Origin of the sequence: Rhizobium sp. SG741 (assembly GCF_012275435.1) — a bacterium.
Taxonomy (GTDB): Bacteria; Pseudomonadota; Alphaproteobacteria; order Rhizobiales; family Rhizobiaceae; genus Rhizobium; species Rhizobium lusitanum.
In genome coordinates this window covers 1,036,456-1,048,004 of the sequence record NZ_JAAZQP010000001.1, presented here as the reverse complement: position 1 = coordinate 1,048,004, position 11,549 = coordinate 1,036,456, and the positions used below count along the sequence as shown (strand labels likewise).

Annotated in this window: 13 protein-coding genes; 5 read left to right on the top strand and 8 right to left on the bottom strand. The window is 56.2% G+C overall.

Annotated elements, in window-relative coordinates:
- Positions 1–67: 67 nt before the first annotated feature.
- Positions 68–1,324 (top strand): AGE family epimerase/isomerase, encoded by a 1,257-nt coding sequence (locus FHT29_RS05325; protein ID WP_047562876.1) that lies wholly within the window; start codon positions 68–70, stop codon positions 1,322–1,324.
- Positions 1,325–1,370: 46 nt separating this feature from the next.
- Here the strand turns inward: FHT29_RS05325 and FHT29_RS05320 are convergent, their stop codons facing one another.
- Both FHT29_RS05320 and FHT29_RS05315 read right to left on the bottom strand, forming a co-directional pair.
- Positions 1,371–1,859: a heme-degrading domain-containing protein gene (locus FHT29_RS05320; RefSeq protein ID WP_034504181.1), complete on the bottom strand. Its 489-nt coding sequence runs from the start codon at positions 1,857–1,859 to the stop codon at positions 1,371–1,373.
- Between the two features lie 59 nt (positions 1,860–1,918).
- Positions 1,919–2,857, bottom strand: a complete 939-nt coding sequence (locus FHT29_RS05315; protein ID WP_047562986.1) for an ATP-grasp fold amidoligase family protein — start codon at positions 2,855–2,857, stop codon at positions 1,919–1,921.
- 93 nt (positions 2,858–2,950) lie between these two features.
- Here FHT29_RS05315 and FHT29_RS05310 point away from each other — a divergent pair, with 93 nt between their 5' ends.
- A complete protein-coding gene (locus FHT29_RS05310) occupies positions 2,951–4,459 on the top strand; it encodes an oligosaccharide flippase family protein (protein WP_047562873.1) in 1,509 nt (502 codons plus the stop codon).
- Between the two features lie 6 nt (positions 4,460–4,465).
- Here the strand turns inward: FHT29_RS05310 and FHT29_RS05305 are convergent, their stop codons facing one another.
- Positions 4,466–5,626 carry a polysaccharide biosynthesis protein GumK gene (locus FHT29_RS05305; RefSeq protein ID WP_112440432.1) on the bottom strand — a complete coding sequence of 387 codons (1,161 nt, stop codon included), beginning with the start codon at positions 5,624–5,626 and terminating at the stop codon, positions 4,466–4,468.
- Positions 5,627–5,957: 331 nt separating this feature from the next.
- Between FHT29_RS05305 and FHT29_RS05300 the strand changes: the two genes are divergently transcribed.
- The 3 genes from FHT29_RS05300 to FHT29_RS05290 all read left to right on the top strand — a co-directional run bounded on the left by FHT29_RS05300 (position 5,958) and on the right by FHT29_RS05290 (position 7,885).
- Positions 5,958–6,935 carry a polysaccharide lyase gene (locus FHT29_RS05300; RefSeq protein WP_047562868.1) on the top strand — a complete coding sequence of 326 codons (978 nt, stop codon included), beginning with the start codon at positions 5,958–5,960 and terminating at the stop codon, positions 6,933–6,935.
- A gap of 137 nt (positions 6,936–7,072) precedes the next feature.
- Positions 7,073–7,369, top strand: coding sequence for a hypothetical protein (locus tag FHT29_RS05295; protein WP_037200679.1), 297 nt, complete (start codon positions 7,073–7,075; stop codon positions 7,367–7,369).
- Positions 7,370–7,678: 309 nt separating this feature from the next.
- Positions 7,679–7,885, top strand: a complete 207-nt coding sequence (locus tag FHT29_RS05290) for a hypothetical protein (RefSeq protein WP_168599273.1) — start codon at positions 7,679–7,681, stop codon at positions 7,883–7,885.
- 111 nt (positions 7,886–7,996) lie between these two features.
- Here the strand turns inward: FHT29_RS05290 and FHT29_RS05285 are convergent, their stop codons facing one another.
- From FHT29_RS05285 to FHT29_RS05265, 5 genes are all read right to left on the bottom strand, one after another.
- Positions 7,997–8,854 carry a TIM barrel protein gene (locus FHT29_RS05285; RefSeq protein ID WP_168599272.1) on the bottom strand — a complete coding sequence of 286 codons (858 nt, stop codon included), beginning with the start codon at positions 8,852–8,854 and terminating at the stop codon, positions 7,997–7,999.
- A 155-nt stretch (positions 8,855–9,009) separates the two neighbouring features.
- Entirely contained in the window at positions 9,010–9,339 is a 330-nt protein-coding gene (locus tag FHT29_RS05280) for a hypothetical protein (RefSeq protein WP_037200675.1), read from the bottom strand.
- A gap of 59 nt (positions 9,340–9,398) precedes the next feature.
- Positions 9,399–9,650 (bottom strand): hypothetical protein, encoded by a 252-nt coding sequence (locus FHT29_RS05275; protein WP_168597940.1) that lies wholly within the window; start codon positions 9,648–9,650, stop codon positions 9,399–9,401.
- Between the two features lie 305 nt (positions 9,651–9,955).
- Entirely contained in the window at positions 9,956–10,588 is a 633-nt protein-coding gene (locus tag FHT29_RS05270) for a hypothetical protein (RefSeq protein WP_037200672.1), read from the bottom strand.
- 297 nt (positions 10,589–10,885) lie between these two features.
- Entirely contained in the window at positions 10,886–11,542 is a 657-nt protein-coding gene (locus tag FHT29_RS05265; RefSeq protein ID WP_047562864.1) for a DUF4376 domain-containing protein, read from the bottom strand.
- Between the last annotated feature and the right edge of the window lie 7 nt (positions 11,543–11,549).

Below are 11,549 nucleotides of genomic sequence, written 5' to 3'. Positions count from 1 at the left end.
CATTACGCCATGACAGCGCTTTTGGGCGGCGCTATAGGGCTTGTAGAAAGAATCCAAGGAGGATGGCATGAACATACAGGTTGAACCGGCAGCGCTCGGAAACTGGAGCACGCGCGCCTATCATCGGCATTGGCTGCTCGAACAGGCAAGCGCACTTTTTGACTTCTTCCAGTATCGCGCCGTCAATCCCAATGGCGGCTTTTACGACATGGACGATGTCGGCAAGCCGCTGGACGCGATCAATCCCACGCGCGGTATTCATTCGACGGCCCGCATGGTGCATTGCTTCTCGATCGGATCGCTACTCGGCCGCCCCGGCGCGAATGATATTGTCGACCACGGAATGAACTACCTCTGGAGCCACCATCGCGACACGAAGCATGGTGGTTATGTCTGGTCACTGAACAATGATGGTCCGGTCGATTCAAGCAAGCAGGGCTATGGCCACGCATTCGTACTGCTCGCAGCCTCCTCCGCCAAGACGATCGGCCATCCGCTGGCCGACGGCATGCTCGCCGACGTTACCGAAATTCTGAATACGAAGTTCTGGGAGGAAAAGCACGGCGCTATTGCCGAGGAATTCAACCAGGATTGGTCGCCGATCGACGGCGGCAGCTATCGCGGCCAGAACTCCAACATGCATCTAACGGAAGCGCTGATGGCTGCTTTCGAGGTCACCGGCGACAAGAGCTATCTTGAAAAGGCGGAAAGCATCGCCGATCTCGTCATTCGTCGCTCGGCCGGTTCGGTTGGCTGGCGAGTCGCGGAACACTTCAATGCCGATTGGGTACTCGACAAGAATTATCGCGGCAATGAGATGTTCCGCCCATCGGGCACGACGCCCGGGCATTGGCTGGAATGGGCGCGGCTCATCCTGCAGCTCTGGTCGCTGGGAGAAAAGCGGCACGACTGGATGCCGGAAGCAGCCAAGGGCCTCTTCTCCCAATCCATGTCATTGGGCTGGGATAACGAAAAGAGTGGCTTTTTCTATACCCTCGACTGGGAAGACGTTCCCGCCAAACGCAACAAGCTCTGGTGGCCCGCATGCGAGGGCGCCGGCGCCGCCCATTATCTGAACGAGCATGTTCCTAGCGATTTTCACGAGGAGAGCTACCGCAAGATTTGGAGCGTCATCGGCCGCTCGTTTATAGACCACGCCAATGGCGGCTGGCATGAGGAATTAACGGAAGATCTCGTTCCGGCCCACACACTGTTCCCAGGTAAGGGCGATATCTATCACGCATTGCAAGCCAGCCTGATTCCGCTCTTCCCGGCGACCGGCAGCTTGACCAAGGTCATCGCCGAAGCTGGCGGCAAAATCTGAGATTGCCGGCGGCGCCCCGCTTTGGGCTTGGCGCCGCCATAACCCTCTACGAGAGGCTGAGATTGTGAAGTTCGTGGCCGAGCGTCAGCGCGAGAGCCTCAACCACGAGATTGTGGTCTTCACGCTGCGGAAGGCCTGAAACCGTGACGGCGCCGATGCAGCCCGTGCCGTTGACGAAAATAGGGAAGCTGCCGCCGGATGCGGCGTAATCGGCGCCCGAAAGCCCGTTATCCTCGATCGTCTTCCCCTGCTGCTGGAGCCGTAAAGTACTGGCATAGCTGCTGCGGAAATACCGCAGCACCATATTGCGCTTGCGGCGTATCCAGTTGGAATTGTCGGGCGTCGATCCGGGCAAGGCAATGTAGAAAACCGGCATCGAATGCAGCGTGATATCGATGGCAACGCCCAGATTGCGCTCGCTGGCAAGGTCATGCAGCAGCTTGCCGAGCACCCAGGCGGTCGAGAGGTCGAAGGCGTCGAAACGCAGAGTCTCCTCCTGCAGTCCGATACGAGTGAGGTCCTGGTCGATCGTCATGGAAAACCTTCCCTAAAAATGGATCGACTTATGAAACGCGCAAAGAGTGATTTGTCCACCTATCTCTTCGGTATTTCGAAACCAAGCTGCCACTTCTGGCCGAGCAGGAGATCATGCTCTTCCGGCTCGAACGCTTCAAAGCCTCCACCCGGATAAAACGTCAATTCTCCCACACGAACCCACTCCGCCGACGCATAGAGATCGACGCGAACAAAATCGATGTCGCGAGCGACCGTTTCCGCGACATGGATCATCTCATCGAGCCGCGGCGGCCGTGCCACATGGCCCGGATAAAGGCCAAGATAATCCCGGTCGTAGAACGGTAGCTTCTTCCAATCGGGCGTGTAATTACAGGAATAGCCCTGGCCATTCTCGCGAATGTCGATCTCGATATGCGACACCTTGCCATTGAACGTGAAAAGCCTGTAATCCCACGGAACGCGCCCTTCGACGAGCAACATGCTTTCGATGAGAATACGGCGTTCGACCTGCCGATAGGCCCACTCCCTGTTGTAGAAGGCATGATCGATCGTCAGCCACTCGGCGGAGGGATTGTTCGTGAGGAGCCGATCCACATCGGCCTCTCCGTAAAGAAATCGCCCCACGCCACTCGCATGAGTCGGTTTGACAACGGCGGGCAAGGGAATTTCGGCCCAATCGACGGTAGCCAAATCCGTGCCGACCCAGAGCGTCGGAATGACGTATTGGCTGCCAACCCTCTCCGCGATCAGCACTTTGGCATCGGCCTTGTCGACGAAGCGCGGGAAGAGCGGATTGCGATCGTATAGTTTCCGGGCCTGAATCTTGTCCGTGAAGGTCTGAGGCGACCTCAAATCGGGAAACTTGCCACGAATGACGCGATATTTTAGTGCACAGTAAGATCTATCGGGCAGCGGCGACATAAGCCTCCATAGAAGATTATGCGCCCGCTCGCGCAAGCCCCTCTGCAGATATCCCGGAATGAGAAATCCATCTTGGTCGGCGGCTCTATCTGTCATGGCGGCCATCTCGAATTTCAACTAGAACGCAAGTGAAAATTATCAGCCTGCCTTTAACACAAGGTTATGCGACAGCCTTCTAGGAGGATTGCCATGAGTGCGACTACGTCCAATCTTCTTAGAAGCTCGCTGATCAGTCTGGCCGCGACGTCGATTTCGCTGGCTGCTGGCTTTGCGAGCAGCATCATAGCTGCGCGCCTGCTCGGCCCGGCAGGGTCCGGCAAAGTCGCTTACGCGTTATGGGTTGCGACCTCCGCAGCAGCATTGGCGGATATGGGCCTGCCGCAGACGTTGCTGCGCAATGCCGGCAGCCTCTCTGGCGATGGGGAAACCTGGAAAGCGCTGGTGCGCACGGCGCTACGCAGCTTCATGATTTCAGTCAGCATGGTAAGTGCGGCCATACTGGTGTTTGCCGCAATCACTTACGTTCAGCGCGACGCGCGACACGCCTGGTTCTGGATCGTCACCGGGCTGTTGTTCTTGAGCTACACATTTCACGTCTTCTCCACAGCAATCGCTCGCGGAAGAAATCGTTTCGGCCAAACCGCGCGTAGCACCGTTCTTGGCGGAATACTGCAGGTCCCACTCGTTTTTATCGGAGCCTGGCTGCTTGGTCCAACCGGCGTCCTGATCGGATATATCGCGCGCTACCTGCCGCAGGCGCTGAAATTGCGCGGCTACATCGATCGCGATATCAGGCCTTCTCGTGAAGCACTGACGCCGGAAATGCATCGCTATGGTCGCTATATATGGTTGAGCGACCTTATCGAAATTCTAGTCCTATCGCGCATTGAGTTCCTGTTTCTCGGCCTCGTCCTCTCTCCCACCAGCATTGGCTATTTTGCTGCAGGTCTCGGTCTGGCCGGTCTCATCGAACAGGTCATGCTCCAGATATCGCCTGCCTTGATCGTCAGCTTTACCGATGCCCAGGCCAAAGATGATCGCCAGATGCTTCAAGCCGCATATAGTCGCGTCATTCGCATAGTCGCTCTGATCATGCTGCCGATCAGCTTTGGCGGCGCAACCATCATGCCCGATCTTTTGCCGCTGATCTTTGGCGATGCCTTCAAGCCCGCGATTCCAGCAGCGGCAACGCTGCTCGCTTTTGTTTGGCCTGCCGGCCTGTCTGTCATCCCCTGGGGTATGATCGGCGCGTCCGGGCGCAGCGCTCTTTTGCTGCGCGTGCAGATCGTAAGCGGCATATTGACGATAATGCTCTTGACCGTTCTCGTACCACTGATGGGGCTAGAGGGAGCCGCGCTTGCTCGCGCGACGATTGTGACATTGACTTTTGCACTACTCGGCCGGACTGCTTGGAAATATGTCCGAGTTGCCATACCCATTGCTGCGTTGACAAAAACGATACTGGCTGCCCTTCTTTGCGCGGCCGCCGCAGGGCTCGGCATTTACAATTTCGACGGAGCAGCGGCCGTTGCGACGGCTATTCCCGCAGGGGCCGTCGCCTACGTGCTGGCAATCCGATTTCTGCGCTTGATTACGCCCGAAGACGTACGAATCCTGATGGATACTGCCGGCGGAAAATTGCCCCGAGCATCACGCCCGCTCGTCAACAGTCTGTTGAACCTCGTCGCACCGGCCTAAGCCCGATCATGGCGTTTCAAAAGCGGCAGCCAATGTCTGCCGGGCAACCTCGTCCCAGGTCATTATCCCATCGCGAAAAGTCGGCGAACGCCGCATCGCCAGCGCCGCGTCGACCTTCTCTCGCCAAGCGGTTTCGCCGTCAAGGCGATAGGCAATACCGTTCGCACGGGTAAAGGGAACGAGATCAGGCAGCAGGATCGGTAGACCGCAGTAGCTGTACTGCGCGAGTTTCAAGCTCGATTCCGCCAGGTAAATCTCATCTGCCGTCAGGCGATAGGGAGCGATGCCAAAATCGGCGTGCTGCAAGTATGGTACGATGCTCTCGAAATCCCTCTCACCGTAGATGGCGATGTTCGGCAGCGCCCAACCACTCCATTGCGCACCAAAGACATGGAAATTCACATCCGGAGCGGCCGCAGCCATGGCGGCGACAGATGGCTGGTCAAAGAGCATGTTACCGATCGAAACAGCATTGCGGCTACCAGCTTGATACGGCGACGGCTGGTCGCGATCGAACACGGCGGCATCGACACCCTGAGGAATGACCCGTACACGCCCACCCTGGGGAAGCAGCGCCCCGAGCCTTTCCGAAGGAACGCAAATTGCGTCGAAGCGACTAACCGCGGCAGCTTGAATATCTTGCAGCACAGGTGCTGCGCGTATGCTTCTCAGCAGGTCGCGACAAAAATACAGAGTTCGCGCCTTCGGATTGAGCCGCTTGATCCGGTCAAAGAAAGCAAGTGCTGAGCCGCTTTCGATCAACACCAGATCGGCAGCGGCTATGACATGACGGGCAAAGCGCGGCAGGTAGCTGCCATAAAGCCGAAAGAGCATCGCATTTGCCGCATTCAGAAAGCGGTTGTTCGAACTGAATGCATGGAGTGGCGGGAGATACGCGCCCGCCCTCAGATTGACGCCGATAGTCTGAAATCGATTCGCTTGGCTTCCCGACAAGGCTCGGAAGCGCGGGCGATCCTTGAGCAGAGTCAGCCAACTATGGCCAATGGTGAGAAAATGGACGTCGTGTCCCTGCTCGGCCCAGCGGGATGCAACGAAGTGGATCGACGCCTTGCGATAACCGCGTAAAAACGCATGCGACGTCAGAATGACGATTTTTCGTCGTGGCTCGGTCGCGTCCCCGGCCACCCCTGCTTCTCCGTTTGCCACGGGCGATCCCCAACAGCGATCTTCAGTCGGTTTCTCTCATGCCCGACATCAAAACGTCGATTAGGTTGCGGCGACGAACCGTCATGTCCGGGGCGCTGATAACCGCAACCAAAGCCCAGTTTGCGGCGATATGAACCGCAAAGCGTCTAACAGGCAGTTAAAGTTGGACAATCGGCCTATACATTGCAAATAATAAATGCAGAGAACGCCTCTGGATCTGCCGTGGTCGCTATCAACGCATCGTGAAACCGCATTGCGCTCGCTTGCCCGCACGAAGCGAACAGGTCATTGATTACGCTCCATGAATATCTCGCCAGAGGAATATCCCAGCATGAATGCAAAATACGCGCTGCCCGCTATCCTGGCATGCACTTGCACATGCGCCGTGACACCGGCCTTGGCCGACGACCCGGCTCAATTGGTGCTACGCGATGGCTTCGACGGCAGCGAGTTCGCGCCATCCGGTCATCTTTATTATCGCGACAACTCCGAGCAGAAAGCAGGCTCAGTCGAGTTTCAATCGGAAGTCAAACGCTCGGGCACCGGGGCGTTGAAGCTCAGCGTCAAACCATTGTGCCCGCCGGGCAAGGCGAACTGCAGCGAGAGAGCGGAAATCTGGGAGCGTACCAAATATCGCGTTCCATACAATAAGGGCGTCTGGTACGGCTTTGCCGTCAAGTTCGCCGATCCCATTCCCTCAGGCGATCATCGCTATCTCATAGCGCAGTGGAAGCGAGAGATCGGCCCAAAAGCACAAGGTGATTTCAGTCCCTTCCTGGCGTTCCGGCTCAACAACGGCAAGCTCTTCGCGACTGTCGAAACGAACTATGTCGCCCCAACTGCCAAGAAGGACGAGCTCGAGAGCACCGGCAAAGCTTGCAGCGATAACGAGACACCGGTCTGGTTTCGTCCGAACACCAATCAAATGCGTGCGCTGGTCGCCACAGATGGCAACTGGAGCAATGAAGACGGCACTGAGTTTACCGGTTGCACCAACGCTATTAAAGTAATCGATCGTGGTAACAAACTACCGACACCAGATTCCGGCTGGATAGACTTCGCCATTTACAGTAAGCCCGGCCCAGATGGCTCAGGGCATATCGAAATATTCGCCAATGATAAATGGATTGTCACGGTCACGGGACACATTGGACATGCAGACCAAGGGCTTGGAAAGAACCAATATTTCAAATTTGGCCCCTATCGCGCCGCAGATACAACGGTATGGACCCTCTACTATGATGATTTTCGTCGGTCGCCTCGCTGTACCGATGTATTGTCGGATCCCAAGCTTTGCCCGATGAAATGACAGGCAGGCGGATGCGTTTCGATGTCGACAAACATTGCAAGGGGAATGCTACGAGGATCTTGCGAGTTTTTTAATGAACTCGCCTGAACCTTTTTGCTTCTTGTTGGTTATGTCCTCTTAAAGAGGAGGCCACCGAAATGCTTACCACCCATCGCGATTGCAAGCATCATGTAAAGAGAAATGCAATTCCATCTCTAGGTGAGATAGAGGGCCGTGTTGCCGTTCTTGAAATCGTTGCTCAATCCGCCCTGACGCATGTCTTCGATGAAGGCGAGGTTGATATCGACGCCGTGCTTTTGTCACAAATTCGCAGAGCCATGCATCGCAAATGCACGGAATTGAAGTTGGACGGTGAAGACGTGGCATCTGCGCTTTCTTACGCAGAGGAGTTGATCGAGGCCGCGGTCAGGGCGTCGCATCCAACCCATCAATGATGCCTTCAGGGCCGAGATTAGTTTTGTCCATCATGGTGGCGCTAGCACTTACGCTTGGCGCCTTCCTTCTTGTCGCGCGCCATGATTCAAGAAGCAAACTTGCCGTGCACCCGGACCCGGCTCAGTCTGGATCGCATCAAACCCCGCAATAATGTGCCGCAAAGACGCTATGTCGCGTTAAGAGACAGGTCACGTGTATCATATCAGGCTGACGTTAACGTCGACCGACGAAGGCGATTGCAAATCTCAGAAATCAAAGCAGTGTGCGCTACATCCATCCGGTTCAAGCTTTCAACAATGGTGTAGCGAATGTCTATGATGGTCAGTGCGCCACTTTATGCCGACGACATCGATGTCCTTGCAAACGCGCTTTTTGCTTGGTGCGCCGAACGCAACATCAAGTTACAAAGCCAAGAGGGCCTGTCCGCGGCCAACGTGGCTATAAATCTTTACGACGCCGGCTATCAAACGCAGGACCGGCTTCTTGGCGCGCTGCATGACCATGAGTTTCATTGAGACCGACGTCATGCAATGTGGGCCGCATTGGAAACGGTCGACATAGTTCGCAAAAACAGACGCGTCAGACCGCTCCCAAACGACTGGATTTTAGTTCCGATAAACACGTCTTTATGCTGCTGTGACCTTTTGCAGGACACCTGCAATGCAATCGCGTTCTTCGAGAATCCCAGTCCATTCATCTTCATGGTATTGCGAATCATAGATCAGCGTGAAAGGGCCTCGGTAACCGGCAGCGTCGGAAAGTTCGGCGCAACGTGCGTAGTCCTCCGCGTCAAGACCTGCCGCTGAATAACGACCCTTGGCATGGCACAATTCGGCACGCCCCATGATCTTCGCTAGATCTTCATATTTGCCAGCGCGCTCCCAATTGCCGAAATCCCCGTTGAGACCGACTTTGCCATTCAAGGCATCAAGAACGCGATTGAGTTCCGCCGGGCCGGGCAGCAGATCAAACCAGTTTTCTATAACGAGACGTACACCCGCGTCGGCAGCCTCCTCAGCCAGTTGGCGAAGATGTATTTCTGCCCGATGTAAAGCTGCATCGCTTGGCTGAGCCTTGCCGGCAATCACGCGCATATTCTCGGCCCCGAGAGCCACTGCGGTATCGATCCAACCGGCCATCCATTTGGCGTCGCGTCGAGCCGTCTCGGGATTACTGAGATCACCATCCTCGATCAACAGTGTTTGCACCTTAACATCCGCTTCTTCGGCGGCGCTCCGCAAGTCGGCAACGTAGCTCGACAGACGGCTTGGCAAATGGAAAGAGCAAATCTCGAGCCGAAAGATATCGCGCTCAGCGCATTGGCGCGGCAAATCAATCAAGTCGACGATCCCCTCCCCATAAGCAGGCTGGCGGGTCGGTGTTTCGACACCATCGGGCCTATATGGATAAATGCCGCCGAGCGCACGGTGCAGGGACCATGTGGATACGGCAAAACGATCTGCAAGGTCGATCGCGAAGCTCATTTCATTCCCCTCCTTGATTCCTCAAACTCTCGTGAGAGCAGGTAAGAAGTAGATTGAACAGACCGGATATCAATCGAAATCCGGAGATCGATCACGTTGCCTTCGCGGACAACCCGATCCCACGCAGAAGGAACATTCGAAATATCAGGCACGGGTCACGGTACCCCACGGCCGCCGTTCACCCATCGGGAAATGGCGTCGAAGATCAAGTCGGCAATCCACATGGCGCATACGCCGACGACAAAAGCCGTCGCATTCATGGCTGCGACATCCTTTTGCGGCAGAGGCCAATTGATGGCACGCAGGTAAAAAAGCACCGGCTCCGTTAGATATGCTGCCGCCAGCGCTCCGCAGATCGGCGATGCAACAATCTCCCGCATTGTGTATCGACGCCTGGAAAGACCACGCAAGATGCCGCCGGAAAGGCCAGCAATGACGACCCCGGCTTTGATGCCCAACGCATCCAGAAATTCGTGCATCGTCATTGTTTTCTCTACTGGAAATCCGACGCCCTCGTTCGTCGAGGCGCGCTGCGGGAAAAGCCTTATTTGCCGACAGGCGGCTGAGGTTTTATCAACCCCGAGACCCCATCACGCATGATATTGACCGCGATCTTGAGAGCGCTCAGAGCGGCAACTGCAGCAGCGGTGTAGCTGGGGCCGACAAAGGACTGTGAACACTCTAACGTGCCATCAGCAAGCTGAGCACAACCTGTTGCCAACAGAATGGCAACGATCAGTGCCGACAGGGTGATGGATACATTGAGAAGATTATGCAAAGCATTGGTGTTGAACATCTTTTTCCTTTTTTCACATGGAGGGATGGGCGCGATCCGCGGACAACATTCACTAGGGTCGTTCATATGATATCGCCTGGCTTCATTGGCCGATTGGTCTGCCGATGAGAGTTTTTTGATTGAAGGGGCAATTGAACCTTGCCGAAGGTGATTGGCCATCCTTGGGTTGGTCGCAACGGAACTTAAGCCGGGCGTTTCGCTTTGATCCGTGAGTACCCTATGAATTCGTCAGCAAATTTGGGCCCATATTGGTCGCGACCCCCTGGCGGATGGCAGCGCCATCTGGGATCCAACCTGCGGCAAGACTATCGTGCGGCCTCGAGTGCCGCGGCAAATTTCTTGGCGTGACCGGCGATATCGACCGCGCGATCCGAACCATTGATGATTCTTCGCGCACCAATCCAATCGGTCGCAGTGGCAGTGAAGAAGTCCGACAATTTCTTACCGGTGAACCGGCCGTTGGTCATCCCGTCAAATAGGATTTCAATGGCCTTGATGGGATCAAGCGCCTTATCCGGATCATCGGCAATCCCGTATTTTGTATAATTGTCACGCCCGGTTATCTGTACCAGACCACGACCACGGTAGCGCCAGCCGTCGCCACTGGCTTCGTCCCGGTTGCCCATCCGGTTTGCATAGGCGCGGTTCGCAATCCGCTGTGGCTGCCGGGCATAGGCGCCGGCCTCCCCCACCGTGAAATATTTCGGGAAGGTCGCAAGCAGACCGGCGGCCGAGTAGTTTAGATTCTCCGAGATGGCGCACATAGTCTTGTCCGTCTCATGATACGTCGTCGCGAGTATGTAAGCCAGCCATCGGCTATCCAACGGTCTGGCCTCCAACTCAGACACGATTGCCTCGATACCATTGACCTGATTTGTCGACAGTCGCCCGCCAAACAGCGACAAGCGCAACCCCGCAAAAAACTTTGCGTGCTCCATGTCATTTTCCTTTATTGTCAAAAGTCCGGCCCGCATTCGCGGCGCCTTTGATTACGACCGGATTTTTTCAAGCTAGGCTTCAGCCGGCGGCGGTAAACGCCATCGATGCGAACAAGCTCGCCCCCAGTGTATTGTTCGCATCACGTGAGCCGTTTCCCGGTCACCAGGTTCTGCCTCTCCCCCAGCGCGGCGGAGCCGCATCTCTTGCAGAGCAGCCGTGCTGAGCCACATGGCGTGAAGAGTCTTGTATAACCCGCAAGCTCAGATCGTTGCTTAAGCGTTCTTTTGAAAATACACTTAGGCTGCAGTGTTTGCCGGCCACGCGAAGGCGTCGATTTCCGCCGTCGTAGTGATCGTGCCGGCGATGATCTGCTTGTCGACTTCACCTTCAGCGGCAAAGCTCGCCTGGACGTGAGCGCCGACCGTATTGGCGATAGCCGTCATCTGTGCCGCCGTTAGCTCGACAAAGCCGGCCGCCGTCTTGAACTTCACCGTCACCTCCGGGTTCGCCTGCACATAGTTGTAGGCTCCAGTGATCAGCGATTGGCTCTGCCGATCGGTCATGACGCGCATGCCATCGATGACGATGCCGCCCGTTTCGACGGCATAGCGCTTGGTCGCCGCATAGGCGTAGAGATCGACAGTGATCGGTTCCGGAGACCAGCTGGCAACAACGGCTTGAAGGCTCGACGGCATTTCCGGCCAATCACCGGCCGCGCTGACCAGGGCGGCTTCCTTGTTACTGAGCTGATCGAGGATTGCGTCCTTATCGGCGGCATCCAGTCCGGATGTGATCTTGGCGGCAAGTGCGAGCCAGTAATCCGGCACGTTATAGATCTGCTGTCGGCCGAGCCAGAAGGCGACGCAGGCCATCCAGCGATCGGCCCGGTTTTCCGAGCGAGCCGAAAGCAGCGCCTCGACCATCGGTTCATACATGCTGTCAATGCGGTACATGGCAGTC